This window comes from Methylorubrum rhodinum, assembly GCF_014199935.1.
Taxonomy (GTDB): domain Bacteria; phylum Pseudomonadota; class Alphaproteobacteria; order Rhizobiales; family Beijerinckiaceae; genus Methylobacterium; species Methylobacterium rhodinum.
Window position 1 is genome coordinate 24606 of sequence record NZ_JACHOP010000031.1, and the last position, 26661, is coordinate 51266.

30 protein-coding genes, 1 tRNA gene and 1 pseudogene are annotated in these 26661 nt (G+C 70.8%); 14 read left to right on the plus strand and 18 right to left on the minus strand.

The window, feature by feature from the left end:
• Window positions 1-103: 103 nt before the first annotated feature.
• The 12 genes from HNR00_RS25885 to HNR00_RS23165 all read right to left on the minus strand — a co-directional run bounded on the left by HNR00_RS25885 (window position 104) and on the right by HNR00_RS23165 (window position 9898).
• Window positions 104-1582 carry a methyl-accepting chemotaxis protein gene (locus HNR00_RS25885; RefSeq protein WP_183573516.1) on the minus strand — a complete coding sequence of 493 codons (1479 nt, stop codon included), beginning with the start codon at window positions 1580-1582 and terminating at the stop codon, window positions 104-106.
• Complete coding sequence (locus tag HNR00_RS23115) at window positions 1579-1920, minus strand: hypothetical protein (RefSeq protein WP_183573517.1); 342 nt, start codon at window positions 1918-1920, stop codon at window positions 1579-1581. Before HNR00_RS23115 ends, HNR00_RS25885 begins: the two co-directional genes overlap by 4 nt.
• A gap of 198 nt (window positions 1921-2118) precedes the next feature.
• Window positions 2119-3537 carry a HAMP domain-containing sensor histidine kinase gene (locus HNR00_RS23120; RefSeq protein ID WP_183573518.1) on the minus strand — a complete coding sequence of 473 codons (1419 nt, stop codon included), beginning with the start codon at window positions 3535-3537 and terminating at the stop codon, window positions 2119-2121.
• Window positions 3534-4223 carry a response regulator transcription factor gene (locus tag HNR00_RS23125; protein ID WP_183573519.1) on the minus strand — a complete coding sequence of 230 codons (690 nt, stop codon included), beginning with the start codon at window positions 4221-4223 and terminating at the stop codon, window positions 3534-3536. The genes HNR00_RS23120 and HNR00_RS23125 overlap by 4 nt, the downstream gene beginning before the upstream one ends.
• A 138-nt stretch (window positions 4224-4361) precedes the next feature.
• Window positions 4362-4871: an OsmC family protein gene (locus tag HNR00_RS23130; protein WP_183573520.1), complete on the minus strand. Its 510-nt coding sequence runs from the start codon at window positions 4869-4871 to the stop codon at window positions 4362-4364.
• Between the two features lie 122 nt (window positions 4872-4993).
• The gene (locus HNR00_RS23135; protein WP_183573522.1) at window positions 4994-5869 is read right to left on the minus strand and encodes a glycosyltransferase family protein; all 876 of its coding nucleotides are present in this window, start codon (window positions 5867-5869) and stop codon (window positions 4994-4996) included.
• Window positions 5870-5876: 7 nt separating this feature from the next.
• Window positions 5877-6656 carry an ABC transporter ATP-binding protein gene (locus HNR00_RS23140; protein ID WP_183573524.1) on the minus strand — a complete coding sequence of 260 codons (780 nt, stop codon included), beginning with the start codon at window positions 6654-6656 and terminating at the stop codon, window positions 5877-5879.
• Between the two features lie 28 nt (window positions 6657-6684).
• Window positions 6685-7035 carry a HepT-like ribonuclease domain-containing protein gene (locus tag HNR00_RS23145; RefSeq protein WP_183573526.1) on the minus strand — a complete coding sequence of 117 codons (351 nt, stop codon included), beginning with the start codon at window positions 7033-7035 and terminating at the stop codon, window positions 6685-6687.
• Window positions 7035-7340: a nucleotidyltransferase family protein gene (locus HNR00_RS23150; protein ID WP_246390996.1), complete on the minus strand. Its 306-nt coding sequence runs from the start codon at window positions 7338-7340 to the stop codon at window positions 7035-7037. The genes HNR00_RS23145 and HNR00_RS23150 overlap by 1 nt, the downstream gene beginning before the upstream one ends.
• Before the next feature lie 40 nt (window positions 7341-7380).
• Entirely contained in the window at window positions 7381-8220 is an 840-nt protein-coding gene (locus HNR00_RS23155) for an ABC transporter permease (RefSeq protein WP_183573528.1), read from the minus strand.
• A gap of 66 nt (window positions 8221-8286) precedes the next feature.
• Entirely contained in the window at window positions 8287-8919 is a 633-nt protein-coding gene (locus HNR00_RS23160; RefSeq protein ID WP_183573530.1) for a LysE family translocator, read from the minus strand.
• A gap of 4 nt (window positions 8920-8923) precedes the next feature.
• Window positions 8924-9898: an aliphatic sulfonate ABC transporter substrate-binding protein gene (locus HNR00_RS23165; RefSeq protein WP_183573532.1), complete on the minus strand. Its 975-nt coding sequence runs from the start codon at window positions 9896-9898 to the stop codon at window positions 8924-8926.
• A 166-nt stretch (window positions 9899-10064) separates the two neighbouring features.
• On the opposite strand from HNR00_RS23165, the gene HNR00_RS23170 reads away from it, so the two are divergent.
• Window positions 10065-12851 carry a [protein-PII] uridylyltransferase gene (locus HNR00_RS23170; protein WP_183573534.1) on the plus strand — a complete coding sequence of 929 codons (2787 nt, stop codon included), beginning with the start codon at window positions 10065-10067 and terminating at the stop codon, window positions 12849-12851.
• 266 nt (window positions 12852-13117) lie between these two features.
• Window positions 13118-13738: a nucleotide exchange factor GrpE gene (gene grpE, locus HNR00_RS23175; RefSeq protein ID WP_183573536.1), complete on the plus strand. Its 621-nt coding sequence runs from the start codon at window positions 13118-13120 to the stop codon at window positions 13736-13738.
• Window positions 13739-13744: 6 nt separating this feature from the next.
• On the opposite strand, the gene HNR00_RS23180 is transcribed toward grpE, so the two are convergent.
• A complete protein-coding gene (locus HNR00_RS23180) occupies window positions 13745-14416 on the minus strand; it encodes a spermidine synthase (RefSeq protein WP_183573538.1) in 672 nt (223 codons plus the stop codon).
• Window positions 14417-14580: 164 nt separating this feature from the next.
• Between HNR00_RS23180 and HNR00_RS23185 the strand changes: the two genes are divergently transcribed.
• The gene (locus HNR00_RS23185; protein WP_183573562.1) at window positions 14581-14838 is read left to right on the plus strand and encodes a hypothetical protein; all 258 of its coding nucleotides are present in this window, start codon (window positions 14581-14583) and stop codon (window positions 14836-14838) included.
• A 71-nt stretch (window positions 14839-14909) separates the two neighbouring features.
• Here HNR00_RS23185 and HNR00_RS23190 read toward each other — a convergent pair whose 3' ends face one another.
• Entirely contained in the window at window positions 14910-15698 is a 789-nt protein-coding gene (locus tag HNR00_RS23190) for an ABC transporter permease (protein ID WP_183573540.1), read from the minus strand.
• Between the two features lie 97 nt (window positions 15699-15795).
• Complete coding sequence (locus tag HNR00_RS23195; RefSeq protein WP_183573542.1) at window positions 15796-15984, minus strand: hypothetical protein; 189 nt, start codon at window positions 15982-15984, stop codon at window positions 15796-15798.
• A gap of 484 nt (window positions 15985-16468) precedes the next feature.
• On the opposite strand from HNR00_RS23195, the gene HNR00_RS23200 reads away from it, so the two are divergent.
• From HNR00_RS23200 to HNR00_RS23230, 9 genes are all read left to right on the plus strand, one after another.
• A complete protein-coding gene (locus HNR00_RS23200) occupies window positions 16469-17536 on the plus strand; it encodes a glycosyltransferase (protein ID WP_183573544.1) in 1068 nt (355 codons plus the stop codon).
• Window positions 17537-17782: 246 nt separating this feature from the next.
• Window positions 17783-18031 carry a S1 domain-containing protein gene (locus HNR00_RS26105; protein ID WP_376770410.1) on the plus strand — a complete coding sequence of 83 codons (249 nt, stop codon included), beginning with the start codon at window positions 17783-17785 and terminating at the stop codon, window positions 18029-18031.
• A gap of 92 nt (window positions 18032-18123) precedes the next feature.
• Window positions 18124-18267 carry a hypothetical protein gene (locus HNR00_RS23210; RefSeq protein ID WP_183573548.1) on the plus strand — a complete coding sequence of 48 codons (144 nt, stop codon included), beginning with the start codon at window positions 18124-18126 and terminating at the stop codon, window positions 18265-18267.
• Between the two features lie 229 nt (window positions 18268-18496).
• On the plus strand, window positions 18497-18829 hold the full coding sequence (locus HNR00_RS23215; protein ID WP_183573550.1) for a hypothetical protein: 333 nt from the start codon (window positions 18497-18499) through the stop codon (window positions 18827-18829).
• Between the two features lie 141 nt (window positions 18830-18970).
• Window positions 18971-20047 carry a fatty acid desaturase gene (locus HNR00_RS23220; protein ID WP_183573552.1) on the plus strand — a complete coding sequence of 359 codons (1077 nt, stop codon included), beginning with the start codon at window positions 18971-18973 and terminating at the stop codon, window positions 20045-20047.
• Between the two features lie 282 nt (window positions 20048-20329).
• Complete coding sequence (locus HNR00_RS25670) at window positions 20330-21628, plus strand: MASE4 domain-containing protein (RefSeq protein WP_246391002.1); 1299 nt, start codon at window positions 20330-20332, stop codon at window positions 21626-21628.
• Window positions 21589-22758, plus strand: coding sequence for an ATP-binding protein (locus tag HNR00_RS25675; RefSeq protein ID WP_246391004.1), 1170 nt, complete (start codon window positions 21589-21591; stop codon window positions 22756-22758). Before HNR00_RS25670 ends, HNR00_RS25675 begins: the two co-directional genes overlap by 40 nt.
• Before the next feature lie 38 nt (window positions 22759-22796).
• Window positions 22797-22928: a hypothetical protein gene (locus HNR00_RS25890; RefSeq protein ID WP_281383346.1), complete on the plus strand. Its 132-nt coding sequence runs from the start codon at window positions 22797-22799 to the stop codon at window positions 22926-22928.
• A 34-nt stretch (window positions 22929-22962) separates the two neighbouring features.
• Complete coding sequence (locus HNR00_RS23230; RefSeq protein WP_183573554.1) at window positions 22963-23856, plus strand: polysaccharide deacetylase family protein; 894 nt, start codon at window positions 22963-22965, stop codon at window positions 23854-23856.
• Window positions 23857-24130: 274 nt separating this feature from the next.
• Here the strand turns inward: HNR00_RS23230 and HNR00_RS23235 are convergent, their stop codons facing one another.
• From HNR00_RS23235 to HNR00_RS23245, 3 genes are all read right to left on the minus strand, one after another.
• Window positions 24131-24343 carry a hypothetical protein gene (locus HNR00_RS23235; RefSeq protein WP_183573556.1) on the minus strand — a complete coding sequence of 71 codons (213 nt, stop codon included), beginning with the start codon at window positions 24341-24343 and terminating at the stop codon, window positions 24131-24133.
• 76 nt (window positions 24344-24419) lie between these two features.
• Window positions 24420-24983, minus strand: a complete 564-nt coding sequence (locus HNR00_RS23240; protein ID WP_183573558.1) for a metallophosphoesterase — start codon at window positions 24981-24983, stop codon at window positions 24420-24422.
• Between the two features lie 78 nt (window positions 24984-25061).
• Window positions 25062-25781, minus strand: coding sequence for a cytochrome c biogenesis CcdA family protein (locus tag HNR00_RS23245; protein WP_183573559.1), 720 nt, complete (start codon window positions 25779-25781; stop codon window positions 25062-25064).
• A gap of 334 nt (window positions 25782-26115) precedes the next feature.
• Between HNR00_RS23245 and HNR00_RS23250 the strand changes: the two genes are divergently transcribed.
• Window positions 26116-26189 (plus strand) — tRNA-Gln (locus HNR00_RS23250).
• Window positions 26190-26331: 142 nt separating this feature from the next.
• Window positions 26332-26661 (plus strand): annotated as a pseudogene (locus HNR00_RS23255) (IS3 family transposase); the annotation flags it as partial.

The following is a 26661-nucleotide window of genomic DNA, read 5'->3' on the forward strand; positions in this document are numbered from 1 at the left end:
CCGGCGAGGCGCTGTCCGCTCGAGAGAGGCCGCAGCCGCGAAGGTCCGGCAGGCGGGCGGTGCCGTGCTGCATCGCGGACCCGCACCCCCGAGCATCCGTACTCTACGCAGCCCTGAGCGTCGCCACGAAGCGGCGCACGGTGTCGGACAAGGCCTCGCACTCCCCCGCGAGCTGCGTGGAGGCGTCGTGTCCGGAGGCGGCGGCAGTGCCGGTGAGGTCGGCGGAGCGGGTCAGGCCGTCGAGGGTGGCGAACACCTCGCCGCTGCGGCGCGCCGCCCGCTCGGCGTTCTCGGCGATGGCGCGGGTGGCCGCGCCCTGCCCCTCGACCGCGCCGGCGACCGAGCGGGTGATGGCGTCGAGCTCGCCGATGGTGCCGCCGATGCGGGCGATCGCCGCCACCGCCTGATCGGTCTGGCCCTGGATCGCGCGGATCTGCGCCTCGATGTCCTGGGTGGCGCGGGCGGTCTTGCCCGCGAGCGCCTTGACCTCGCCCGCCACCACGGCGAACCCCCGGCCCGCCGCGCCCGCGCGGGAGGCCTCGATGGTGGCGTTGAGCGCCAAAAGGTTGGTCTGCTCGGCGATGGTGCCGATCAGCGTGACGATCTGCTCGATGCGCTGCGCGGCCTCCGCCAGGGATCGCACGGTCTCGTCGGTCTGGCCCGCCTCGCCGGTCGCCCGGTTGGCGACCTCGGCGGCCTGGGCCATGTGGGCGCCGATCTCGCGCACCGAGGCCGACAGCGTGCCCGCGGCGGCGGCGACGCTGCGCACGTCGCCCGCGGTCTCCTGCGAGGCGGCGGAGAGGGCGGCGGTGCGCTGCGCCGTGTCGCTCGCCGCGTTCGAGAGATCCTGCGAGGAGAGGCGCAGGCGGGTGGCCGTCTCGGCGGCCTGCCGGACGAGGCGATCGACGCTGCCCTCGAACCGCTCGGCGAGTTCGTCGGCGGTGCGGCGGCGGGCGGCGCGGCCTTCCGCCTCGCCCGCCGCCTCGCGGGCATGGGCCTCGGTCTCGGCGGCGCGCGCCGCGTCGGCGGCGGCGAGCGAGCGGGCCGAGAGGGCGAACAGCCCGACGAGCTGCGCGCTGAGCCACGCCAGCACCGCCGTCTCCAGCACGACGATGACGGCGTGCAGCAGCACGCGGCCGAAATCGGCGCCGTCGGGATAGACCGCCGCCGGCAGCAGGAGGTTCAGCGTCAGGTGGTGCAGGGCGGTGGCCCCGGCGGCGGCGACGAGCACGCGCCAGTCGCAATAGACCGAGAGCACCGCGAGCGCGGCGAAGAAGTACATGTGCAGGTCGAGCTGCCAGGGATGGCCGGCCATCGCCTGGAGCAGCAGGGCGACCATGCCGATGAGCGCCACCGCGACCGTCAGGCGGGTGGCGAGCACCTCGCCCTTCAGCCGCCACGTCGCGGTCGCCGCGGCGGCGAGGCCGAGCGCCATCAGCCCCTCGGCCAGGGCCGCGCCGCCGCGCCAGAGGGAGATGCCGGCGATCAGCGGCACGTGGAGCCAGATCAGGCCGATCAGGCCGCGGCTCGCCGAGCGGCGCAGCCTGTCGAGATCGCGCGAGGCGGAGGCGGAAGCAGTCATGACGGGCGCTTTTCGGCGGGGGTGCAGAGGCCGAGGCCTCTCGGATCGAACAGGAGCCACGCACCCGCCGCACGCAGGCGGGTCTCGAAGCCGGGAACGGACGACCGGGCGACGACGAGGCCGGGCGGCCTCCCGGCCCGGAGTACGGCCCCGCCCGCCGCGACCGCGGCCGACAGGCTCTCGGCCGGGCTCCACCAGGGCGGGAACACGGCCGCCACCGGCTCGCCCGCCTTCGCCGCCGGCAGGCCGAGCCAGACGGAAGCCGTCAGGCTCGCGGCGAGCAGCGCACCCGGCAGCAGCCAGGGCGCCGGCTCGGAAGGGGCGACGGATGCGGGCATGGCCGCGGCTCTCGTTGAAGGCGGATCCCGAAATGGTTCCGCCGGAAACGCAACTTGGGATATTTTATTCGCTCGGCTTCTTAAGCCTCCGTTACCGCCCTGGTCAGTGCCGCACCGTCATCGAATCCGGCCCACGCAATTCCGGTGAGTGCTGCATCGATGTCGTCCAGGTTTCGGCGGGTCGCCCTCGGCCAACCGTCAGTTCTCGGCCGCCGGCAGGGTCAGCGTCACGGAAAGCCCCGGCGCATTGTCGCCGAGGCTCACGGAGCCGCCGTGGAGGCGCGCCACCGCGTTGACGAGGCTGAGCCCCAGGCCGAAGCCGGGGCGGGTGCGGGCGGCGTCGAGGCGCACGAAGCGGTCGAGCACGCGGGCACGCTCGGCCTCGGGCACGCCGGGGCCGTGATCGGTCACCCGCAGGATCACGCTGGTCCCCTCCCGCCGCGCCGTGACCGCGATCTCGGGCGCCCCCCCGGAGCCGTACTTGATGGCGTTGTCGATGAGGTTGGCGAGCGCTTGGCCCACCAGCTCCCGGTTGCCCTGGAGCGGCAGGTTCGGCTCGCTCTCGAAGCTAAGATGCAGGCCGCGCTCTTCGGCGAGCGGCTCGTAGAGCTCGGTCATCGCGCCCGCCACCTCACCGGCATCGAAGGCGGTGCCGGCGGCGTCGGGCGCACTGCCGGCTTCCAGGCGGGCGATGGTCAGGAGCGCATTGAACACCCGGATCAGCCCGTCGCCGTCCTCGACGATCCCCTCGATCGCGGCGCGCAGCTCGTCCGGCGATTCGGCCGTGCGCAGGGCCTCGTCGGCGCGGTTGCGCAGGCGGGTCAGCGGGGTCTTGAGGTCGTGGGCGATGTTGTCGGAGACCTCGCGCATGCCGCGCATCAGCTCGCCGATACGCTCCAGCATCAGGTTGAGGTTTTTGGCGAGGCGGTCCAGCTCGTCGCCGCTGCCCGAGACCTTGAGGCGCCCGTCGAGGTCGCCCGCCATGATGGTGCGGGTCGTCTCGGTCATGTCGTCGACGCGCTTGAGCACCCGGCTCGCCACGAACCAGCCGCCGACGACGCCGAGCACCAGCACGAGCGCCAGCGAGGAGCCGAAGGTGTTGCCGATGGCCGCGCGCAGGCGGTCGCTCTCCTCGGTGTCGCGGCCCACCAGCAGGCGGAAGCCCCCGGCGAGCGTGTAGACCCGCATGATCGCCCGGTGCTCCGCATGGTCGGAATCCGAGCCGCGACCGTAGGGGCCCGCGTACTGGCCGGGCGTCGAGAGTACCCCCACCGGCACGCGGTTGACGTTGCCGACGATGTGCTCGCCCGCCGGCGTGGTGACGAGGTAGAGCGAGGCGCCGGGCTCCTTGGCGCGGCGCTCCACCACGGCGATGAGGCGGCGCAGCCCCCCGGCCGTGTACTGCTCCGACAACCCGTTGATCTCGGCCTCGATGGTCGAGACGATCTGGTCGTCGAGCACCCGCCTCGCGTTCCAGGCGACGTAGCCGAGGCCGACGCTCGCCAGCACCGCGAACAGCACGAGATAGGCGAGCGACAGCTTGAACGCGGTCGTGCGGAAGATCTTTTGGAGACGCGCGAGAGGACCTTCGCGAAGGGGTTCCGCCGGAGCCGTCACGGCTCCTCCGTCCGCACCACGTAACCGGCGCCGCGCACGGTGTGGATCATCGGCCGCTCGAACCCGCGGTCGATCTTTCCCCGCAGCCGCGAGACGTGGACGTCGATGACGTTGGTCTGCGGGTCGAAATGGTAGTCCCAGACGTTCTCCAGGAGCATCGTCCGGGTCACGACCTGGCCGGCATGGCGCATCAGGTATTCGAGCAGGCGGAACTCGCGGGGCTGCAGCGGGATCTCGCGCCCCGCCCGGCTGACCCGGTGGGACAGCCGGTCGAGTTCGAGTTCGCCGACCCGGTAGGCGGTGGGCTCGGCCGCCCCCGCCGGACCGGCCTGGCGCCGGGCCAGCACCTCGGTGCGGGCCAGCAGTTCGGAGAAGGCGTAGGGCTTGGGGAGGTAGTCGTCCCCGCCCGCGCGCAGGCCCTTCACCCGGTCGTCGACCTGCCCGAGAGCGGAAAGAATCAGCACCGGCGTGGCGATGGCCTGCTCGCGCAGCGAGCGCACCAGGGAAAGCCCGTCGAGCTTGGGCAGCATCCGGTCGACGATCAGCACGTCGTAGGCGCCCTCGCGGGCGAGCGCGTAGCCGTCGAGGCCGTCGCCCGCGTGATCCACGGTGTGGCCGGCCTCGCGAAAGGCCTTGGCGAGATAGGCGGCGGCCTCGCGGTCGTCCTCGATGATGAGCAGGCGCATGACGTCTTGTGTCGATGATGGGCGCCGAACCCGACCGGGGTCGGGATCGGCGCGTCCGGCGGACGCCCGCCGCCGCGCGGTCGCGCGGGCGGACGGCAACGGATCGAGCCCGTCGCCGTCCGATGTAATGTGGCGCGCTCAGGAGCGGGAGGCGCCGACCGTCAGCTCGGGCTTGTGGTTGAGGGTCTGGAACACGACGCAGTAGCGCTCGGTGAGCTTGAGAAGCTGGTCGAGCTTCTCTTGGGGCGCGTCGGTGTCGAGGTCGAACCTGAGGCGGATCGCCCGGAAGCCGACCGGAGCTTCCTTGTCGACGCCGAGCGTGCCGCGGAAGTCGAGGTCGCCCTCGGCGCTGACCGTGCCGGCCTTGAGCGGGATCTCCAGCGCGGTGGCGACCGCCTTCACGGTCACGCCCGCGCAGGCGACGAGGGCTTCCAGCAGCATGTCGCCGGAGCAGAGTTCGGCGCCGGAGCCGCCGGTCGCCGGGTGCAGGCCGGCGACCGCCAGCGCGCGGCCGGTCTCGACCTTGCAGGCGATGTTGGCGTCGTCGAGTGCGCCCTTGGCCTTCAGGGTGATGACGGCGGAATCCGGATTCTCGCGGTACTGGCCCTTGAGCGGGGCCTGGAGAGCGCGCAGCGCGTTGGCGTCCATGAGGCTTCCTCTTGTTCTGGGAGGGCCGCGCCGGGCGCGGCCGTCCTTGGGGCATGGCTGTAGCGGGTTTCGCCGGCCCGGCAACAGGCCGGTCGCCCGCCAAGCGCCTCCGAGGAGCAGGCTCAGGGTCCGACGACGCGATCCAGGGCCCTGCCGACCGTGCGCCCGAACCATCCCCGTCTCGGCGGCGGTGCTTCGGGTGCGAGGGCGGCGCGGTAGATCCGCATCCGCAGGAGCTTCGGCGTGTTGTTGCCGACGCCGCCGGCGAAATGCGCGAGGCCGAGCCGCCGGGAGGGGTCCGCGTCGGCCTCGTTGCCGACCACGCGCAGATGCTTTCCCATCACGGTGCCGTCGAACAGGCCGTGCTTGACCATGACGTAGTTGGCGTTCGCCTGATCGTAGAACAACGGCGCGTTGCCGGCGGCGAACCACGCCTCGATATGGTCGAGGATCAGGCCGAAGGGCCTGCGCAGGGCCGCCATCGAGGCTCCGCCCAGGACGCCGGTGCTGATGCCGGGATCGGACGGCCGGACGCCGAGGCCGGGGTCCTGCAGGAACAGGGTGCGGCCCCAGAAGCCGTGCGGGCTCAGCAGGTGTCCCTCGGGCAGGGCGCAGATCCCCTGCACCGTGCGCAGCTTCCGCAGCAGGGGTCGCAGGTCGCCATCGCAGACGACGTCGGTGTCGAGGTAGAGCACCGGCCCGTAGTGCCGCAACGCGTCGAACCGGACGATCCGGTAGCGGGCATGGGTGTATTGCTGCACGTCGGCCGCCTCGACCTGCTTCACGGTGATCCGAAGGGTCTTGCGGAAGGCGGCGAGGTAGCGGGACAGGATCTCCTGCGAGGCCGCGTTGGTCAGCACGACGATGTCGCACCGCACCCGCGAGAAGGTGGCCAGGGATTCCAGAGCGACCGACAGCATCGCGAACTGCGCCTCGTCGCCGAAGGCGCAGAAGTAGATCAGCGGCTTGCTTCGCATCAGGGGCCAGCGGCGTCGCATGGCGGGCTCAGAACGAGCTGCCGCCGGCCAGTTCCGGCGTCCGTGCGCCGTCGCGCGGGCGCAGCGAGCGGTCGAGCGCCCCGAGAATCCTGCGCGTGGCGGCCTCGCTCGTCGGCGCGGACGGGTCGCGCGGCCGGGCGAGGTCGAGGGCGACGCTCTCGTCGAGACGGCCGGGCTTGGGGCGCATCACGATGGCCCGGTCGGCCAGAGCCACGGCTTCCGCCACGTCGTGGGTGACGATCAGCACGGTCGGGCGCACCTCCTCCCACAGGGCCAGCAGATGCCGGTGCAGGTCCTTGCGGGTGAAGGCGTCGAGGGCCGAGAACGGCTCGTCGAGGAGCAGCACCCGCGGGTTGGCCACGAAGGCGCGGGCGATCGAGACCCGCTGCTGCTGCCCGCCGGAGAGTTCCCGCGGCCAGCGCCGGGCATGCTCGGCCAGCCCGACCCGCTCCAGCGCGTGGAAGACGCGCTCCGCCCGCTCGCGCCGGGGCAGTTCGCCGACGCCGAAGCCGACATTGCCCGCGACATCGAGCCAGGGCAGCAGCCGCGGCTCCTGGAACACCAGCCCGACGCCGGGATGGGGCCCGGTGATCGGCTCGCCGTCGAGGGCGATGGCGCCCGCGCTCGGCCGGTCGAGCCCGGCGATGAGGCGCAGCAGCGTGGTCTTGCCGCAGCCCGACCCGCCGATCAGCGCGACGATCTCGGCGCTCTGAACCGCGAGGTCGATGGCTTCGAGGGCGCGGGTGCCGTCGGCGTAGGTCTTGGAGAGTTTTTCGATGTTCAGCATGGCGGGCGCAGCACTCGCACCGGAGGCGTCAAGAGTCGAACTCGGTCAGCATCGCGACGATGACCGGCCGGAGCACCGGCAGATGCACGGTGGCGATCTCCCACATGTCCCGTGAACGGATACGGTAATATTCGTGCCGGAGAAGGTTGCCGATCCGGATGATCGGCTGCCAATGCCCGTCGGGATGGCGCTCCCTGAGATCGGCCGGGAGTTCCTTGGCCGCTTCCGAGACGATCTGCACGGCGCGTTCGACCGCCCGCTCGTAGAGGAAGTTGCCCTGAATTTCCTCAAACGACCGGCCCCGCGTCGCCGTGACGATGCCGTCGATCTGTTCGAGGATGTGCCGAAGTCGGACCTCGGGTCGCTTGGCCGATGTCATCAGAAGACCCGGATCGCCTCGCGCTCGATGTGGGGCCGGAACACCGGCACCAGACCGTCTCGCGTCGAGTAGCCGACGGGCATGTCGGGGAAGGCCCGCTCTACCAGGGCGTAGGTCGCGTCATAGGCGGCCAGATCGAAGCTGGGCTCGTCGGCCGGATCGACGAAGAGGTCGATGTCCGAATCCGGGCCCGCCTCGTCGCGGGCGCGCGACCCGAACAGGAACAGGGCCGCGACGCCGCCGGCGCGCAGATCGGGCTCCACGGAGAGCAGCCGGCGGATCACGTCGTCCCGGGTCATGGCCATACCCTAGAAAATCCGACCGGGTTCGTCATCCGGCGCGCCGTCACAGCGTCTCCCGCGCGGTATCCTGCCAGCGCACCAGCGGGTTGGTCAGCGCCACGAGAGCCGTGTCGGCGAGCTTGCCGACGACGGCGAAGCTGATGATCGCCGCCAGGATCTGGTCGGGCTTGCTGAATTGCTGGCCGTCGACCAGCAGGTAGCCGAGGCCCTCGGATGCGCCCATCAACTCGGCGGCGACGACGAACAGGAAGCCGAGGCCGAGCCCGGTGCGGAGCGCCGTCAGCGTCGCGGGGAGCACGGCGGGGAGCAGGATGCGTCGGGCCAGGGCGAGGCGCGACAGGCGGAAGATGCGCCCGACCTCGACCAGCTTGCGATCGACCGAGGCGATGGCGCCGGCCACCCCCACGTAGACGGGGAAGAAGACGCCCACCGCGATCAGCGCGACCTTCGGCGTCTCGAGGATGCCGAACCACAGGATGAACAGCGGCACCCAGGCGAGCGAGGGCACGGCGCGGAGCGCCTGAAGGCTCGGATCGATCAGCCAGCGCAGGGCGGGAAGCGTCGCGGTCAGCGCGCCGATCAGGATGCCGGCGCCCGCGCCGAAGGCGAAGCCGAGCCCGACGCGGATCAGCGTCGCCTCGACATGCATCCACAACTCGCCCGAGGCCGCGAGCGACCAGAGCGCGGCGCCGACCCGGCTCGGCGGCGGCAGCAGGCGCCCGGTGGCGAGGCCGCTCGCCACCGCGGCCTCCCAGGCGCCCGCGAGCACGACGGGCAGGAGCAGGCCGAGCATCGCCCGCCCGCCCCCGCCCAGAAGCGCGGAGCGGCGGGGCGCAGCGGCCGGCGGCGCGGCAGTGCCGGAGAGGATGGCGGGGCCGCTCATGCGGGTCTGTCGAGAGGAACGGACATCGGGGCGGGCTATCACACCGGCGGTCGGCCGGGAAACCGATCAGCGCCGGGCGTCGGTCGCCATCCGGAGCGCCAGCCCGGCGAGCACAGTTCCCATCAGCCAGCGCTGCGCCAGGAGCCAGAGCGGGCGCCCGGTGAGGAACGCGGCGACCGAACCCGCCGCCAGCACGATCCCGGCGTTCACCGCCAGGCTCACCGCGATCTGCACGAAGCCCAGCGCCAGGGATTGGGCCAGCACCCCGCCCGGCTTCGGTTCGATGAATTGCGGCAGCAGCGACAGGTACATCACCGCGATCTTCGGATTCAGCAGGTTGGTCAGGAGCCCCATCGCGAACAGCCGGCCCGGCCCGTCGGGCTCGAGCCGGCGCGGGGCGAAGGGCGAGTGCCCGCCCGGCCGCACGGCCTGCCACGCCAGGAACAGGAGGTAGGCGGCGCCCGCGAGCCGCAGCGCGTCGTAGGCGAGGGGCACGGCGACGAGGAGCGCGGTGAGGCCCAGCGCCGCGCAGAACAGGTAGACGAGGAAGCCCGCCGCCACGCCGAGGAGCGACACCAGCCCGGCCGTCCTGCCCTGCACGAGGGTGCGGGAGACGAGGTAGACCATGTTCGGGCCCGGCGTCAGCACCATCCCGAGCGCGATCAGGGCGAAGGCGGCGAGATGGCCGACGTCGGGCATCGCCTCAGCGCCCCGGCGCGGGGTTGAACTGCGGGTCGAGCAGCGCGTCCACCGCCGCCGCGACGTCGGTGCCGGCCGGGATCACGCCGGCCTGCTGCAGGGCCACGCCCGCCGCCTTGATGCTCTCGGCCTGGGCTGGGCCGACAGCGGGCTGGCTCAGATCGGTGCGCTCGATCTGCTTGGCGATCACGGTGTCGGGCAGCTTCGTCGCCGCGACCAGCGCGCTCTTGAGTGCGTCCGGGTTGGCGATGGCGAAGGTGCGGGCCTGCTCGTAGGCGGCGATCACCGTCTTCACGAGGTCCGGGTGAGCCTTGAGAAAGTCCTCGCGCACGTCGAGCACGCCCCAGGTGTTGGCGGCGGCGTCCCGGTGGAACAGCACGGCGCCGCCCTCGATCTCGGAAGCCGCCATCATCGGGTCGAGGCCGGCCCAGGCGTCCACGTCGCCGCGCTCCAGGGCGGTGCGGCCGTCGGCGTGTTGGAGCAGGACGAGCTTGGCGTCCTTCTCGGTGAGCCCCGCACCCTGGAGCGCGCGGATCAGGAAGATGTGCGGATCGGTGCCGCGGGTCACCGCCACGCGCTTGCCCTTGAGGTCGGCGGGCTTGGAAATCCCCGTCTCCTTGCGGGTGACGAGCGCGGTCCATTCGGGGCGCGAGAAGGCGTAGACCACCTTGATCGGGTTGCCGTTGATGCGCGCCAGAAGCGCCGCCGCGCCCGCCGACGAGCCGAAATCGATGGCGCCGCCGTTGAGGAATTCCAGCGCCTTGTTGGAGCCGAGCGACTGGGTCCAGCGCACCTTGATGCCGCGGGGCTTCAACGCCTCTTCGAGAAAGCCCTTCTCCTTCAGGACGAGGCTGACCGGGTTGTAGGTCGCCCAGTCGAGCCGGATCTCGGCCGGGTCCGCCGCCCGCGCCGCTTGGGCCGCCAGCGTCAGCCCGAGGACGCCGGCAAGCGCGGACAGAAGGGTGCGGCGGTGCAGCATGCGGCTTTCTCCCTGACGATCCGGCGCGGTCTGTGCACACGCCTCCGGCAGCATGGCTAAAACAGCGCCGTTCGTTTCGTCAAACGAAAAATCCGCAGAACAGAACGATTGCGCTGCGCACAACCCGCCGCTGCCGAAGCCGGCGTAACATGCTAACGGAACGGCCATGTTCGATCCTGTGACCGCTCTGGAAAAGGTCGTCGACGGCCTCGATCGCGATGCGCGCGAGCCGACCAAGCTGCGCAGCCTGCTCGTGCCCGAACTCAAGAAGGTGCTGGAGGCCGGCCACAAGGACGCCGAGCGCCTGCTCCTGAAGGAGCGGGACGGGCTCGCCTGCGCCCGGCGCATCAGCCGGCTGACCGATGCGGTGGTCCGCGCGATCTACGACGCGGTGGTCTGGCGGCTCTACCCGAACGACAACCCCTCCACCGGCGAGCAGCTCGCGGTGATCGCCACCGGCGGCTACGGAAGGGGCACGATGGCGCCGGGCTCGGACATCGATCTCCTGTTCCTGCTGCCCTACAAGCAGACCGCGTGGTCCGAGAGCGTCGTCGAGGCGATGCTCTACGTGCTGTGGGACCTCAAATTGAAGGTCGGCCATGCCACCCGCTCGGTGGAGGAGTGCCTGCGCGAGGGCCGCGCCGACATGACGATCCGCACCGCGCTCCTCGAATCGCGCTTCCTGTTCGGCTCGCGCGCCCTGTTCGAGGAACTGGTGACGCGCTTCGACACCGAACTCGTCATCGGCACCGCCCCGGAATTCGTCGATGCCAAGCTGCGCGAGCGCGACGGGCGGGTGAGCAAGGCGGGGGCCTCGCGCTACCTCGTCGAGCCCAACGTCAAGGACGGCAAGGGGGGCCTGCGCGACCTCAACACCCTGTTCTGGATCGCGAAATACACCTACCGGGTCCGCGACCAGATCGAGCTGGTCCATGCCGGCCTGTTCACGGCGGACGAGTACCGGCTGTTCGAGCGCTGCGAGGAGTTCCTGTGGCGGGTGCGCTGCCACATGCACTTCGTGACCGGGCGGCCGGAGGAGCGCCTGTCCTTCGGCCTGCAACCGAAGATCGCCGAGCGCCTCGGCTACGGCGCCCGCGGCGGCCTGTCCGGCGTCGAGCGCTTCATGAAGGCCTACTTCCTCATCGCCAAGGATGTCGGCGACCTCACCGCCATCGTCTGCGCCGAGCTGGAGGCGCGCCACGCCAAGCGCACCCCGGTGCTCGACCGCTGGATCGGCCGCTTCCGCGACCGCTTCCGCGCGACCTCGATCGAGGCGGAGGATTTCTGGATCGACAACGGCCGGGTGAACCTGCGCGGCGAGGACGCGTTCGAGCGCGACCCGGTCAACCTGATCCGCCTGTTCTGGCTCGCCGACCGGCACAACCTGCCGCTCCATCCCGACGCGGCCCGCCTCGCCAGCCGCTCGCTCCGCCTCCTCACCCACGCGGTGCGGACGGACCCGGAGGCGAATCGCCTGTTCCTCGACATCCTCACCTCGAAGAACGCCCCCGAGACGATCCTGCGGCTGATGAACGAGGCCGGCGTGCTCGGCCGGTTTATCCCGGATTTCGGGCGCATCGTCGCGATGATGCAGTTCAACATGTACCACCACTACACGGTGGACGAGCACCTACTGCGCTCGCTCGGCGTGCTCTCGGCGATCGATTCCGGCCGGGTGCGGGAGGAGCACCCGCTCGCCTCCCGCCTGATCGACACGATCCACAACCGCCGCGCCCTCTACGTGGCGATTCTCCTGCACGACATCGCCAAGGGCCGCCCGGAGGACCACTCGATCGCCGGCGCGGCGATCGCCCGCAAGCTCGGGCCGCGCTTCGGCCTGTCGCAGGCCGAGACCGAGACGGTGGCGTGGCTGGTCGAGCACCATCTCCTGATGTCGATGACCGCGCAGAGCCGCGACCTGTCGGACCGCAAGACCATCGAAAAATTCGCCAGCGTCGTCCAGAGCCTGGAGCGGCTGAAGCTCCTGGCGATCCTGACGGTGGCCGACATCAAGGCGGTCGGCCCCGGCGTCTGGACCGCGTGGAAGGGCACGCTGCTGCGCACCCTCTACGACGAGACCGAGGTGGTGCTCTCCGGCGGCCATTCCGAGATCGCCCGCACCGACCGGGTGCGGCTGATCCAGATGGGGCTGCGCGAGCAGCTGACCGACTGGGACGCCGAGACCTTCGACGCCTACGCCGCGCGCCACGGACAGGCCTACTGGCTCAAGGTCGACGGCACGCGCCAGTACAAGAACGCCCGCTTCCTGCGCGCGACCGTCGAGGAGGGCCGCACCAGCGCCACCACCTACGAGACCGACCCGGTGCGCGGGGTGACCGAGCTGACGGTCTACTCGCCCGACCATCCGCGCCTGCTCGCCATCATCACCGGGGCCTGCGCGACCAGCGGCGGCAACATCGTCGATGCGCAGATCTTCACGACCTCGGACGGCTTCGCCCTCGATTCGATCTTCATCTCCCGCGCCTTCGAGCGCGACGAGGACGAGCTGCGCCGGGCCCAGCGCATCGCCATCGCGATCGAGCGGGCGCTCAAGGGCGAGATCAAGATCGCGGAGCTGGTGGCCGACAAGCACCCGAAGGAGCCGCCCAAGACCTTCCTCGTGCCCCCCGACGTGTCGATCGACAACGCCCTGTCGAGCCGCGAGACGGTCGTCGAGATCACCGGCCTCGACCGGCCGGGCCTGCTCTACGAGCTGACGACGGCGCTCAACCGCCTCAGCCTCAACATCACCTCGGCGCACGTCGCGACTTTCGGCGAGCGGGCGGTCGACGTGTTCTACGTCACCGACCTCACCGGTACGCGGGTGATGCAGCCCGACCGGCTGGCCACCATCCGCGCCGCAGTGATGGAGGTGTTCGCCAGCGACGTGGCGGCGCTCCGGGCGGAGGGGCTGGACGCGCTGGTGGATTCGCCGCCGCCGCGGGAGCAGTAGGCGAAATCGCCATCGCTCGAACGATGATTGGCCGTATGGCCGGGCGCGAAGAGCGCCCCGCGGAGCGGCCTCGGCTTTCAGCCGAGGCGTCTAGAGGAGCGAGAAGCCTAAGGCCGCGGACGCGGCCGCCGGCGCCTGAGGCCAGCAAGAAATTGGAGCGGCAGCGCAACGCTTGCCCAGGCTCGGTGCCGCTACAAACTTGATTTCGGCATTTGCCCGAATGATATCAGCGGCCATCCCGATACGAGAGCGCAACCGATCGCACGATGATGGCTGACGAGACGGAACACCAGAACCGGACGAACGGCGCCGAGGCGAGCCAAGAGGCCACACCGGCCGCGCAGGCCACGGTCCAGGGCGCGGGCGCCGATGCCGAGGCCTTGGCGGGCGCCATCGCCGAGCGCGACGAGTTCAAGGACCGGCTGCTGCGCACGCTGGCCGAGATGGAGAACCTGCGCCGCCGCACCGAGCGCGACGTGGCCGACGCCCGCACCTACGCGGTGACGAACTTCGCCCGCGACATGCTCAACGCCGCCGACAACATCCGCCGCGCGCTGGAGAGCGTGCCGGCCGAGGCCCGCAGCTCCGCCGACGGCGCGTTCAAGGGCCTGATCGAGGGCATCGAGCTGACCGAGCGCGATCTGGCCAAGACCCTGGAGCGCCACGGCGTGAAGGTGGTGGAGCCGCACGGCCAGCGCTTCGACCCGAACCGCCATCAGGCGATGTTCGAGGTGCCGAACACCGAAGTCCCCAACGGCACCGTCGTCCAGGTGGTGCAGACCGGCTACGTCATCGGCGACCGCACGCTCCGCCCCGCCCTCGTCGGCGTGTCGAAGGGCGGGCCGAAGCCGGATGCGGCCAAGGACAAGGCTACCGACGCAGTCTGATCGATCTCAGCCCCGCGTCGCGATCCAGACAACGTGACGCGGGCCGCTCGTGCCGCTGGCCGGGATGCGGGTTTCCTCGACCGCAAAACCCATCCGCTGGAGCCGGGCCTTGAACTTGCGGTCCGGCGTGCCGGACCAGACGCCGAGCACGCCGCCGGGCTTGAGCGCCCATTGCGCCCGCTTGAGGCCCCACTCGTCGTAGAGCCGGTCGTTGGCCCGTCGCATCAGGCCCTCGGGGCCGTTGTCGACATCGAGCAGGATCGCGTCCCAGGCCTCCGCCCCCGCCTGCACCAGCCGGTTCACATCGATCTCGCGCAGTTCCACGCGTGGATCGTCGAGGCAGCCGCGGAACACCTCGGCGAGCGGCCCGCGGGCCCAGGCCGCGACCGCGGGCACCAGTTCGGCCACGACGACTTCTGCTTCCGGTCCGAGCGCCCGCAGCGCCGCGCGGAGCGTAAACCCCATGCCGAGGCCGCCGATCAGCACCCTGGCATCGGGGCGCTCCGCGAGATGCGCGCAGGCGAGCGAGGCCAGGGCCTCCTCCGAGTGGCCGCGCGTGGAGTTCATCAACTCCTTGTTCTCGACCACGATCGAGAACTCGCGTCCCCGCTGCATCAGGTCGAGGCTCTTGCCGCCGCCGGGCACGGGCCCGGTGCCGAGATGGACCCAGGCGTTCATAGTGACCTGTTCATAGAGACGTTCTGAAGCGTGCGATGACGGTTCGCGAGCGCATCGTCCGGTTCCGAAAACCGGTGGCCGCGTTTCGGGACGATGCGCTGGACGCAACCCCGGCCGCGTCGACCGCGATTGCCCTTTACGAGGCCCCGCGTCTATCAGCGCGCATGGCCAAGCGCATCAAGTCTCTGCCGCAGCAACGCGGCTTCGTGAGTTTCGACGTCGTCTTCGCCGACGGCTCGCGCGCCTCGAACCGGCGCGTCCCGATGGAAATCCTGGGCGGCCTCGACGGCGACCTGCCGGCGCATCAGCTCATCGCGGAGCAGGAAGCCGAGATTGCCCAGAAGGCGGGCCGACCGCCACGCGCGATCGAGAGCCTGACCCGGTCGCCCCCGCCGATCCAGAAGCCCCTCGGGGCCGGCTGAGTCCCGGCCGTGCGCCTCGGCGGAGCCGAGGCGCACCCCGCCCCGCCGTATTCGATCGGGCGACGGCGCCGTCAGCGCGCAGTGACGTATCGGTCCATCAGGAACCCGATCGTCAGACTCGCGAAGATCCAGCCGCAGACATACAGATAATCGATGTGAATCGGCAGGTTGGGCTCGTATCCGAGGCGGACCCATTCGACGATCTGCACCATCGGATTCCATCTCATGATCGTATAGATATCCTCCGGCATGTAGCACGCCATGAACATGACCCCGCTGGTCATATAGAGAATAATTGTAATCAGCATATAGATCATGGCCCAGAACGGGAAGATCGCGACAATTCCAATGTTGACGACGCCGATGGCGATTCCCATCGCCATCGCGGCGACATAACCCGTCAGTGCCATGGTGAAATCGACCGGAACCGGATCGACACCGAAGGAGATCAGGAACGCGAGGATAACGCCGATACCCATGAAGCTGCTGACGATTTCGACCAGGGCACGAGCAGCCATCGTGTCGACGCGCTTGACTTGAGGAAACCAGGTCAATGATCTGTGGACGTTGTAACCTTTCAGCATCTCTCGGGAGATATACTTGAAAGCCAGGAATGGAACCGCGCCTGTCGCGACGAAGAGCAACGGCGAGTCCCCCATCGGGGAGTCGAGCCCTCGGTGCAACATGAGTCCGAAGATCACTATGACGTGCACGACCGGCCACATCATCTGGGCGAGGTAGCCCCAGTACGAGCCGCCGAAGCGGCTGCGCATGTCGCGCAGGATGAGGGCGCTGAGGACCTGCAGGTAGATGTCGGTCTGGGTCGGCCGAGCCGGGAGGGCGTGGGTCTGGGTGGTCATGGAGATCCGTCGCACGCAGGGGGGCGCTGCGGGCCTCATCGCCCGCAATCGTGCCGAAATCGAGGAGCGGGCCCGCTCGCCGTCGACCGCTTCGTCGTCAGACGAAGTGGCGGAAGACAACCCGCTCCTTCGGTTCCGGGTCGTCCTCCATCGAGGTCTCGCCGGTCGTCTGGACCAGCCCGAGACCGACGGTGGAGACGAGCAGGAGCGACAACAGGCGGAGGATCCGGTGCGCGTGGCGCAGCGATCCGCGCGCGGTGGCCCCGATGATGCGACGATCCATCATGCCCGTATCCCGCCCGCGCATCCGGTCGGCCCGGACGACACTCCGAACGATGCGGCCCGAGCTTGGCCCTTTTGTGGCAAGGGCCGGCTCGGCAGGGGGGGAGACGACGGGCGGACGCCGATCGAAAAAACATCCGTCGCTCGAACACGTTGGAAGCGCTGCTGCCGATGGGGCCAAGACGCCGGTGGGGCCAAGACGCCGGCGTGGCGCCGCCGGCTCGAAACCGGCGGTGGCCTTGGATGTCCTCTTCATGGGAGGACGGCGACTGAAAGCTTCGGGCGTCCGCGAGACCGATCGACCTCTCGGCTCGCCGCTGCCATTCGGTTCCTCGGACGGCAACGCAGAAGTGGGTGTCGGCGATCTCTTCACGCCGCACCGTCGGCATGGCGCCATCTCCGATAGGGCTGGCAGACGGCGGCTGATCGGCTATGGTCGCGCCGCTCCGCTACCCCTCTGCCGCCGCGCTCGGCCCGAGAATTGATTGATGTCACTGGACACAACAGCTGTGCCCTTCAAGCATCCGCGCGTCATGGGCACGCTGATCTGTAAAGATCCGCCAATCGTCCTCGGTGGCATGAACGGCCGCGCGCACGATTACCCGCTGAATTCGGCATCGCTCGACGCCTTCATCCGTCATGAGCGGCCGATGTACTACTTCTTCTGTCCTCAGTGGAGCTTCACGAACGCGGCCTATCTCAAGACGGCGGTGGCTGCGCTCACGGATCGCATGATGCGGTTCCCGCAGCACACCTACACCATCCTGGTGAACGATCCGATCGACCTCCCGACGGTTCGTGCCGCCCTGCCCGGGGTCGGGGTCCATGTCTGGAACACGAACTGCACCGCGGACCCGGCGGCGTTTTCCGGTCCGCCGGTCGAGGCGCTGGAGCCCGAATACGACGCCCTCTACAACGCACGGTTTTCGCCGTACAAGCGGATCGAACTGGCTGCCAAGGTCGAGCGTCTGTGCCTGATCTCGCGCGGATGGAACACCTCGCAGGTCGGAGCGCTGCGCGCGCTCGTTCCCGACGCCTACATCCCGAACATCGGCGAGAACGATCAGCCTCGGGTGCTGGCGCCGAAGGAAATCGCCTCGATCGCAGCCCGATCCCGATGCGGCCTGATGCTGTCCGGGATCGAGGGGCAGACGCGCGCCATCATGGAGTACCTGCTCTGCGGCCTTCCGGTGGTGACGACGCCGAACTACGGCGGTCGCGACCGTTTCCTCACGCCGTCCAATTCGCTCTTCGCCGGTCCCGATCCGATGTCCGTGGCCGCGACCGTGAGAATGGTTCCCGAGATCGGCTTCGACCGGCATGAGATCCGGGCGGAGGCTCTACGGGCCATGGAGAAGGAGAAGCGGCTCCTCGTCCAGATCGTCAACTCCGTGATCGAAGCCAAGGGAGAGCGGACCGTCCGGCTGGAGGAATTGCGCCTGCCCCACAAGACGTCGAGCGAGCCCAACCGACTGTCGTATTACTTCACGGAATTGGGGTACGAATTGCCGCCGCCCGAGGCGTTTGTCAGCGCGACGCTCTCAGCGGCTGTTTGACGGTCCGGTCTTGTTCACCGGCGAGCGTGGCCGAACGCATCGATGCGGCTTTCCGAGGGTCCGTTCTCGGCCCTGCGCGCCACGCCGATGCTCACCGATGATCAGGTCACCCATCGCGTCCATGACGTCCACGCGCTCGTCCTCGACCGAATGAACGCGGGGCGCCTCGCCCGCGGACCGCTTGTTGCAGCAGGATGACGGCGCGGAGGCGCCTGCGTCGAGCAGGGACGGCGCGGCACCGATCGCATCGGCTCCGTCAGAACCGTGCTGCCGGGAGACGGTGGAGGCGTTTCGCGAATCGGCCGGGACGTGTTCGTGCATATCGTCTGCGTCGAGAAAGCCGGTCTTCGCGACCTCGCGGACGGCCGAAAAATCGCCTATGAGGATGTGATCGACCGATGCCGCGGCACAGCCTCGGCGGACAACCTCAAGGTCGACGAGACGATCGTTCGTGCCGGAAGCCAAGGATGCGGCCGGCACGCGCGCACGACGTAAAGATCCCACTGCATCATCCTGTGCCTTGGGCAGCGCAGCAGAGGCCCACCATGGCAGGATCGAATTCGACCGGTCGCTCGGCGACCCTATCGATGGCCGACTTCAACGAGCGTGCGAAGCGCGCAGTGGCCAAGACGCCGACGATCGAGAAGCCGCCGGAGAAGCGCCGCAACGCACCCCGGCCGAGCAAGCCGCCGGTCGCCGCCAAGCCGGAGGGCGAAGCCGAGAGCGAGTAGACCGGCGGCGCGCACTCCGACCCCGGAACGGGCGGAAGCGCATCGTCGCGAGGCCGGCGCGATGACGCGCCGGTATCGGTTCGGCCTGGACGAAGAGCGTTCGGTGGATGTCGGGCGGAGATCTCTGTGCGCAGGGTCTCGGGCAGCCTCGTGGTTCACCGCGACCTCGCCCTTCGTCGTGATGCAGGTCTTCGGCTGAGATGTCGTGAGTTTGGCCGGAGACCCCGCCATGAAGCGTTCCCGCACCACCGGCCACCCGGCCGAACCGCTGCCCGCGGGTGCAGCCCCTGTCGCGCAGCCCGAGCGGAACGCGGCGGTCGATGCGGCCGTTACGGCTCTGATCTCGCTGGTCGCGGCCGTCGAGACGCAGCCGGCGGGACCGGCGGCGAAGGCATACCGGGCCGCGATCCGCCGGAAGGGCGAGGAGGCTGCCGCCGCGGGCGGGAGCGCGGTGCTGCGAGCCGTGCTGCGCCGCGTCTGCGACGCCGCCCCCGACCGCGCAGACCGCCGCGAGCGGATCCTGACCGAGGCGTGGGCGGGCCTGATCGCGGAGAAATCCTGACGGGCCGCGAAGGCACCGGCACCCACCCCGGCGGTCAGGTGCGGACGCCGTGCCGCCTCTCGCAAGTCTCGCCTTTCGCAAGTCTCGCCTCTCGCATGTCTCGCCTCTCGCGGCGCTCAACACACAGGATCGTCGACCATCGTGACCGGAGCGTCCCCGAACCCGCCCACGCCGTCCAGGCTCGCCGACGAGGCATCGCGCCCCGAAGAGGCGCAGCTCGCGCGGGACGTGGCTCGGCACTGCGCCGCGTTCCGCGAGCCGATTCCCAGGCTGGCCCTCCGGCAGGTCGCCGACACCCTGTTGCCGTACCTGATCCTCTGCGCGGTGATGCTCGGCATGGCCGCGAACGGCCACACACTCCTGACCCTGCCGCTGGCCGTGCCGGCGGGCGGGCTCCTGGTCCGGCTCTTCATCATCCAGCACGATTGCGGACACGGCTCGTTCCTGCCCTCACGCCGCGGCAACGACTGGCTCGGCCGCGCCTTGAGCCTTCTGACGGTGACGCCTTACGACAGCTGGAAGCGGGCCCACGCCCTGCATCATGCCTCCACCGGCGATCTCAGCCGCCGCGGCACCGGGGATATCCATACGCTGACGGTGCGCGAGTACCTCGCTCTGCCGCGTGGGAGCCGGCTCCGCTATCGCCTCTACCGCAATCCGTTCCTCCTGATCGTGCTCGGCTCTCCGCTCAACTTCCTGCTGCTGCAGCGGCTGCCCTCCGGCGTCGGGCTCCCGTGGCGGACGGCGTGGCGCGACGTGCTTGCGCTCGATGCGGTGCTCCTCGCCGGCCTCGGGCTGCTCGCGCTCGGGGTCGGCGGCGTCGGGCCGGTGCTCTGGGTGTTCCTGCCGGTGATCAGCGTCGCCGCCTGGATCGGGGGCTGGCTGTTCTACGTCCAGCACCAGTACGAGGAGACCGTCTGGGAGGAGGCCGGCGCCTGGGACTTTTACCGCGCAGCGCTGGGCGGCAGTTCGTACTACGTCCTGCCTCGCGTCCTGCAATGGTTCACCGGCAATGTCGGCCTGCACCACGTCCACCATCTGAACAGCCGCATTCCGAACTACCGCCTGCAGGAATGCCTGGACGCCCACGAGATCCTCGGTCGCGTCGGCCGCCTGACGCTGCGCGACAGCCTGGGCTGCCTGAACCTGGCGCTCTGGGACGAGGACGCGCGGAAGATGGTCGGATTCGCACGGGTGCGAAGGCTCCAGGCCGCCTGAAGCGGCGACCGTCGGCGGCCGCGCCTGCGACGCGAGCGGCGTTGCGTTCCGCCGCGGGCCGGGATCGGCCGGGGAGTGACGACAGGCCGGTCAGGCGCGTGGCAAGGCGATCACGCCCTCGCGGCCGAACCGCGATGCCGACCGCTCGGCGCCGCCACCGGAACCGAAGCTCGGCCGGGGCCTCGGACTTGCGGACCCGTCGGTATTCCGTTGAAGGTGCCTCGTGTCGCGCGAACGGGTGAACGTCATGGTCGGCCGTCGCGCTGCGACACGGAACTCACGATGAGCCAGCTTACGGCGGCCACCCCCCTGGCGACCCTCGCGACCGCCTTGGCCGGCCGAAGGCAGCGCTCCATCGCGGCCGCCGTCTGCCTCGCCTTCGGCGCCGTCACGCTGGTCCTGCTGCCGATCGCCGCCCGGCCCATGCCGCCGATGCCGGGCTTCGTGCCCGTCTACCAGTCGGCCCTGATCGCGGTCTACGGCCTGACCACCTACCTGTTCCTCGTCCAGTATCGCCGCCTCCAGTCGGTGCCGCTGCTCGTGCTCGGGGCCGGCAGCCTCTACGTGACGCTGATCGTCTTCCTGCAGCTGCTCTCGTTCCCGAACGTCCTCGCGCCGGGGCGCCTTCTCGGCGACGGCGCGGACACGACGACGTGGCTCTGGACCTTCTGGCATCTGGGACCGCCGCTGTTCGCGCTGCCCTACGCCCTCCTCGAAGGCGACGCGGAGGGCGGCCGGCACCCGGCGCGGGCCTCGCCGCGCCGCGCCCGATGGCTCGGCTTGCTCACGCTGGCCGGGACCGTCCTGGCCGCGGCGCTCACCGGCCTCGTGGTGACCCGCTACGTCCATTGGCTGCCCAAATGCGTGGAGGGGGACGATTACGGGCTGCTCACGACCTCCGGCATCGGCCCCGCGGTCGTGGCCGCGACCGTCCTCGCGCTGGCCGTCCTGTGCTGGCGGACCCGGCTGCGCACGGTGCTCCAGCTCTGGCTGGCCGTCTCGCTGCTGCTCCTCGTGTTCGACAACCTCGTGACGCTTCCGGGGGCCGCCCGGGGCACGGTCGGCTGGTTCGCGGGACGCATGGAGGCGCTCGTCGCCGGCTTCATCCTGCTGGGCGTCTACCTGCGCGAGATCGACGTCCTGCACGTCCAGGCCGAGGCCGCCGCCCATGAGCGCGAGGCCCGGCGGGCGGAGTTGCAGCTCGCGCGCGACAACCTCGCCCTGGCGCTCGAGGCGGCCGAGATGGGCGGCTGGGACCTCGACCTGCGCGCCGGCACCTCGCGGCGCTCGGGGCGGCACGACGCGATCTTCGGCCACCGGGAGCCGGTCACGGCCTGGACCGTCGAGACCCTTCTTGGGCACGTCGTCCCGGAGGACCGCGACGGGTCCGGGCCGCGATCGATGCGGCGGGGCGGACGGGGCGGCTCGACGTCGAGTGCCGCATCCGGCGGGCCGACGACGGGGCGGTCCGCTCGGTCACGGTGCGGGGCAAGGTCACCCGCGACGAACGCGGCCAGCCGCGATCGATGGCGGGCGTCGTCATGGACACCACCCGGCAGCGCGAGGCCGAGGCGCGGCTGAACCAGTCCCAGAAGATGGAGGCCATCGGCCAGTTGACCGGCGGGGTGGCGCACGACTTCAACAACCTGCTCACCATCATCGTCGGCAACCTCGACATGATCGTGCGCAAGCCCGACAACCCGCAGCGCGTGGAGCGGCTGGCCACCTCGGCGATGACGGCGGCGCGGCGCGGCGCCGAGGTCACCGAGAAGCTGCTGTCGTTCTCGCGACGCCAGGTGCTGCGGGCGGAGACGGTCAACCCGAACCGGCTGCTCAAGGACTTCGGGGCGGTTCTCAAGCGTGCCGTCGGGGAGACCGTGGAGATCCGCTTCGACCTCGATGCGAGCCTCGACCCCGTGCGGCTCGATCCGGGCCAGTTCGAGAGCGCGATGCTGAACCTCGCGGTCAATGCCCGCGACGCGATGCCGGGCGGCGGCGTCCTGACGGTGAGGACCTGCAACGGACATCTCGACGCCGACGAACTGCTGGACCGCCCCGACCTGCGGCCCGGTGCCTACGTGCTCGTCGTGGTCTCCGACACCGGACAGGGCATGGACGCGGCCACGCGCGGCCGCGCCTTCGAGCCGTTCTTCACGACCAAGGAGATCGGCAAGGGGACCGGGCTCGGCCTGAGCCAGGTCTACGGGTTCGTGCGGCAGGCCGGCGGACACGCGCAGATCAAGAGCGAGGCGGGCGCGGGCACCAGCATCGAACTCTACCTTCCGCGCTCCGCCGAGAAGGCCGTGGAAAGCCGCCCCGAGAACGCCCTGCCGCTGCGGCGCGCGGCCTCGGGCGAGGTGGTGCTGGTGGTCGAGGACGAGCCGGCGGTGCTGGAGATGGCGGTCGAGAGCCTGGGCGAACTCGGCTACCGGACGCTGACCGCGACGCGGGCCTCCGAGGCGCTGGACCGCCTGGGCGGCCCGGAGCGCATCGACATCCTGTTCTCGGACGTGGTGATGCCCGGCGGCATGAACGGCGTGCAGCTCTCGGTCGAGGCCCGCCGCCTTCGCCCCGGTCTCAGGGTGCTCCTGACCTCCGGCTATACCGGCACGGCGCTCGACGCGCATGCGGTGCCGGCCGACGTGCCGCTGCTGAGCAAGCCCTATCAGCGCGACGAACTCGCCGACAAGCTTCGGGTCGTCCTGGGCTGATCGGCGCCGGTCGCGCTGCCGGCCGAACCGGCCGACAGATGGCCGCGCCGGCGCTCACCGCGGCGGATCGCGGCCACGTGCCGGAGCAGGGGCGCGTCGCCGCATCGGGCCATGCTGCGGCGCCGAAGGCGGACGCCGCGCCGGCGGCGGCCTATCTCGGGGCGGCGTGACCGCCCCATCAACACCAGGATCGAGATTCACCCCGTGACGACATCGGAACAGACCGCGTCGAGCCATGGCCGCTACGCCTATTCCGCCCTGCCGGACCGGCCGGTCTACGACTGGCCCGGGGCCAGGCGCCTCGCGGTCTACCTCGCCCTGAACCTCGAGACCTTCGAGTTCGGCTCGGGGCTCGGCGCCGAGCTGGCGCCGGGCGGCCCGCAGCCGGACGTGCTGAACTACGCGTGGCGCGACTGGGGCAACCGGGTCGGCGCGTGGCGCATCCGCGACCTGCTCGATGACCTGGACCTCCCCGCGAGCATCCTCGTCAACAGCCGGATCTACCGGGACTGTCCCGGCCTGATCGAGGCGTTCCGGGCGCGGGGCGACGAGATCGTCGGACACGGGCGCACCAATGCCGAGCGCCAGGGCGACCTGCCGGAGGAGGAGGAGCGCGCCCTCATCGCCGAGGCGACCGCTTTGCTGACCCGCGAGGAGGGCCGGGCGCCCGCGGGCTGGCTCGGCCCCTGGATCTCGCAGTCGCGGGTCACGCCGGACCTGCTGGCGGAGGCGGGCTACCGCTACCTCCTCGACTGGTGCCACGACGACCAGCCGACATGGTTTGCCACCCGCGACGGCGGGCGCATCCTCTCCGTGCCCTATCCGCAGGAATTGAACGACATCCCGGCCGTCGTCGCCCGCAAGGACACGGGCCGGGCCTTCGCCGACGCCCTCCTCGACGGCTTCGAGGAGATGCGGGAGCAGTCGCGCAAGGCGCCGCTGGTCATGGGGATCGCGCTCCATCCCTACATCGTCGGCCAGCCGCACCGCCTGCGCCCGCTGCGCCGCGCCCTCGAACGGATCGCCGGGCAGCGCGACACGGTCTGGCTCACCACCGCCGGCGCCATCGCGGCGCATGCCGCCGAGCGGGCGGGGTAGCGGCCCCGCGCGCGTGTCGCTCGCTCGGCCGAAGCGGATACCAGGGAGATGCCGTCATGGATCGCAGCCAGGACCGTCAACCTGTCGCGCCGGCCCCGTCGCGGGGCGTGCTTCTCCTGATCTCGGCGGCTGCCCCGGGGGCCTCGACCATGCCGACCCGGCCCTCGGTCTCCGCCGCCGCCGGGACGCGGATCGACGTCGGGGAGCCGCGCTCGACGTGCAATGCGGGTCGGCCACCGCGCAGCGTGAAGGCGCCCGGCGCAGGTCGCCGCGATCAGGCCGCCAGCGGCTCGGGCTCCGCCACGTCCGCAAAGTCCGCCTCCGGCTCCCCCTGAAGCCGGGCCACCAGGGCCGCCAGCTCCTCGGGCAGGTCGGGATCGGCCTCGAGCCCGAAGGCCCGGTCGAGGGCCGGCGTCACGCTGCGCCAGAACGCTTCCGGCGAGAACGAAGGGTGCGCGTCGGAAAAAGCTGTCGAGGAGGCGGGCATGTCGTCCGAGGCACCGGTCGCGCGATACCGCTACGCTGCGCCGCGGCAGTTGAACCGGAGCTGAAAGCGCGGCCGTTCAGCCCCCCCGGCCTGCGTCGCGGGCGAGTTCCTCGGGGACGAGCGTGGCCGCGTCCTGCCGCGCCGTGATCGCCGCGAGGCTCACCGGCGCGTCGTCCCAGGCATCGATTCCGACATCGCAGGACCGGGTGGTATCGGGCAGCGTCGCATGCGTGTGCCCGAACAGATGGCGCGTGCCCCGCCACAGGCCGGGCCAGGCCCGGTGCGCGTAATGCGCCAGGAACAGCCGGCAGGACTGTCCGTCCGCCGCCCTCACGGTGACGCGGGCGCTCTCCACCGGCGGGTCGGCCCAGGGCAGGCGCAGCACCCGGTTGCTGTCGTGGTTGCCCCGCACCAGCCGCTTCACCCCGTTCAGGCGGTCGAACACCGCGGCGCAGTGCGCCGGATCGGCATGGCCCGCGAAATCGCCGAGATGCCACACCTCGTCGCTCTCCGAGACCACGGCGTTCCAGCGGGCGATCAGGGCCTCGTCATGCGCCTCGATGCCAGGATAGCGCCCCCCGCGCTGGCGCAGGATGTGGGCGTCGCCGAAATGCGTGTCGGCGGTGAAGAAGACGGCCATGCCGGGTTCGCACCGTGGTCTGAGCCGCGAGGTGGCGCGGCGGGGCGTCCGCGGCAAGGCGGTGCGCCGCCGCGGGGGTCAGTACCGGGTGGTGAGGGCGTTGAGCCAGTCGGGGGAGGCCTCGACGAGGGCGGTCTCCAGGGCCTTGTCGAGGCCGATCAGCACGGCGAGGCCGGTGGCGACGAGGATCAGCCCGAGCCCCGCCTTCAGCCCCTGCCCGAGCCGCATCATGCCGCCGCGAGCCCGCAGGATCACGCCGCGCGACAGGGTGCCGAGCACGAGGAGCGGCAGCGCCGCGCCGAGACCGAACGCCCCCATGGTGGCGGCGACGGCCGCCAGATCGCGCCCTTGCGCGGCGAGCAGCGAGGCGGCCCCGAGCGTCGGCCCGACGCAGGGGCTCCAGACCGCGCCGAGCAGGAGACCGAGTCCGAACTGGCCCGACAATCCCGCGCCGGGGCGACCGCCGAAGCGCCGCTCGATCGCGTCGACGAGGGGGCCGGCTGCGGCGGCGAGCCGCGCCTGGATCGGCGGCACCATCAGGACGAAGCCGACCGCGACGAGCAGTCCCGCGGCGACGCGGCGGAAAACGACGCCGTCGAGGCCGATGGCGAAGCCGAGCGTGGCCACGAACAGGCCGATCACCGTGAAGGACAGGGCGAGCCCCGCCGCGAGCGCCGCCGGCCCGAGCCGGTGCTCGGCCGCCGCCGCACCGAGCACCAGCGGCAGCAGCGGCAGCACGCAGGGCGACAGCACCGACAGCAGCCCGGCGAGCGCGGCAAGGCCGAGGTTCGCGATCACCGCCGGTCCTCGGACGCGGCGGCGCGGCCGGAGCCGCGTGCGGGCGAGAGGCGGGGGCAGCGGGGGCGGGCGGACATGGCGGGTACCCTATTCCTCGGAGGACCGGCCGGGCGAAGGGCTGTCGCGGCCATCCCCATCACATTCGCGTAGGCCGGAACGGAGGCACACCGGAAAATGCGGTGCCGAACGCACGCGCACCGGACGCCGACACCGGCTTCTGTTGACGCCGCGCCCAAGCCAGCCTATCTGAACGCCCAACGCCGAGCGCGGGGATCGTTCCACGGTCCTCCCGACGCGCACGAGGGCTAGTTCGCCCGTGTGGTCGCGGTCCCGGTGGGGGATAGTTTAACGGTAGAACCGCGGACTCTGACTCCGCTAGTCCTGGTTCGAATCCAGGTCCCCCAGCCACTTTTTCCTTTCAATCGCATAACGCGGTTTCCTCAGGCTGCCTCGAGGCCGGCTAGACGCTCGCTGTCCGACTGTTAGACAGCCTTCGTCCGTCGCCTATTCTCCAAGATCGAGCCGCTTGACGACGCTGCGGAGTTTCGGCTCCAGCCCCGAGAGCGCCCGGTCGGTGTCGAACCGTCAGCTCCTCGACGACGTCCGGCGCATCCATGCCGAGCATCATAAGCGCTATGGCTCACCTCGGGTGCACGCGGCCTTGCGCGCGGAGGGCCGAACAGCCAGCCGCGGACGGGTGGAGCGCCTGATGCGCCAGCATGGCATCCGGGCCCTGGCAGGGCGTCGGTTCCGACCCTGCACGACCGACAGTCGTCATGATCTGCCGATCGCGCCTAATCTGCTGAAGCAACAGTTCTCGGCCGCTCTACCCAACACGGTCTGGCTGGCGGACATCACCTACCTGCCCACCGGAGAAGGC

Excerpts from the sequence above, each read along its gene's own strand:
- HNR00_RS25885 (WP_183573516.1), bottom strand. The coding sequence starts at position 1,582 with ATGACTGCTTCCGCCTCCGCCTCGCGCGATCTCGACAGGCTGCGCCGC.
- HNR00_RS23115 (WP_183573517.1), bottom strand. The coding sequence starts at position 1,920 with ATGCCCGCATCCGTCGCCCCTTCCGAGCCGGCGCCCTGGCTGCTGCCG.
- HNR00_RS23125 (WP_183573519.1), bottom strand. The coding sequence starts at position 4,223 with ATGCGCCTGCTCATCATCGAGGACGACCGCGAGGCCGCCGCCTATCTC.
- HNR00_RS23130 (WP_183573520.1), bottom strand. The coding sequence starts at position 4,871 with ATGGACGCCAACGCGCTGCGCGCTCTCCAGGCCCCGCTCAAGGGCCAG.
- HNR00_RS23135 (WP_183573522.1), bottom strand. The coding sequence starts at position 5,869 with ATGCGACGCCGCTGGCCCCTGATGCGAAGCAAGCCGCTGATCTACTTC.
- HNR00_RS23140 (WP_183573524.1), bottom strand. The coding sequence starts at position 6,656 with ATGCTGAACATCGAAAAACTCTCCAAGACCTACGCCGACGGCACCCGC.
- HNR00_RS23145 (WP_183573526.1), bottom strand. The coding sequence starts at position 7,035 with ATGACATCGGCCAAGCGACCCGAGGTCCGACTTCGGCACATCCTCGAA.
- HNR00_RS23150 (WP_246390996.1), bottom strand. The coding sequence starts at position 7,340 with ATGGCCATGACCCGGGACGACGTGATCCGCCGGCTGCTCTCCGTGGAG.
- HNR00_RS23155 (WP_183573528.1), bottom strand. The coding sequence starts at position 8,220 with ATGAGCGGCCCCGCCATCCTCTCCGGCACTGCCGCGCCGCCGGCCGCT.
- HNR00_RS23160 (WP_183573530.1), bottom strand. The coding sequence starts at position 8,919 with ATGCCCGACGTCGGCCATCTCGCCGCCTTCGCCCTGATCGCGCTCGGG.
- HNR00_RS23165 (WP_183573532.1), bottom strand. The coding sequence starts at position 9,898 with ATGCTGCACCGCCGCACCCTTCTGTCCGCGCTTGCCGGCGTCCTCGGG.
- HNR00_RS23170 (WP_183573534.1), top strand. The coding sequence starts at position 10,065 with ATGTTCGATCCTGTGACCGCTCTGGAAAAGGTCGTCGACGGCCTCGAT.
- grpE (WP_183573536.1), top strand. The coding sequence starts at position 13,118 with ATGATGGCTGACGAGACGGAACACCAGAACCGGACGAACGGCGCCGAG.
- HNR00_RS23180 (WP_183573538.1), bottom strand. The coding sequence starts at position 14,416 with ATGAACGCCTGGGTCCATCTCGGCACCGGGCCCGTGCCCGGCGGCGGC.
- HNR00_RS23185 (WP_183573562.1), top strand. The coding sequence starts at position 14,581 with ATGGCCAAGCGCATCAAGTCTCTGCCGCAGCAACGCGGCTTCGTGAGT.
- HNR00_RS23190 (WP_183573540.1), bottom strand. The coding sequence starts at position 15,698 with ATGACCACCCAGACCCACGCCCTCCCGGCTCGGCCGACCCAGACCGAC.
- HNR00_RS23195 (WP_183573542.1), bottom strand. The coding sequence starts at position 15,984 with ATGATGGATCGTCGCATCATCGGGGCCACCGCGCGCGGATCGCTGCGC.
- HNR00_RS23200 (WP_183573544.1), top strand. The coding sequence starts at position 16,469 with ATGTCACTGGACACAACAGCTGTGCCCTTCAAGCATCCGCGCGTCATG.
- HNR00_RS23210 (WP_183573548.1), top strand. The coding sequence starts at position 18,124 with ATGGCCGACTTCAACGAGCGTGCGAAGCGCGCAGTGGCCAAGACGCCG.
- HNR00_RS23215 (WP_183573550.1), top strand. The coding sequence starts at position 18,497 with ATGAAGCGTTCCCGCACCACCGGCCACCCGGCCGAACCGCTGCCCGCG.
- HNR00_RS25670 (WP_246391002.1), top strand. The coding sequence starts at position 20,330 with ATGAGCCAGCTTACGGCGGCCACCCCCCTGGCGACCCTCGCGACCGCC.
- HNR00_RS25675 (WP_246391004.1), top strand. The coding sequence starts at position 21,589 with ATGGACACCACCCGGCAGCGCGAGGCCGAGGCGCGGCTGAACCAGTCC.
- HNR00_RS25890 (WP_281383346.1), top strand. The coding sequence starts at position 22,797 with ATGGCCGCGCCGGCGCTCACCGCGGCGGATCGCGGCCACGTGCCGGAG.
- HNR00_RS23235 (WP_183573556.1), bottom strand. The coding sequence starts at position 24,343 with ATGCCCGCCTCCTCGACAGCTTTTTCCGACGCGCACCCTTCGTTCTCG.
- HNR00_RS23240 (WP_183573558.1), bottom strand. The coding sequence starts at position 24,983 with ATGGCCGTCTTCTTCACCGCCGACACGCATTTCGGCGACGCCCACATC.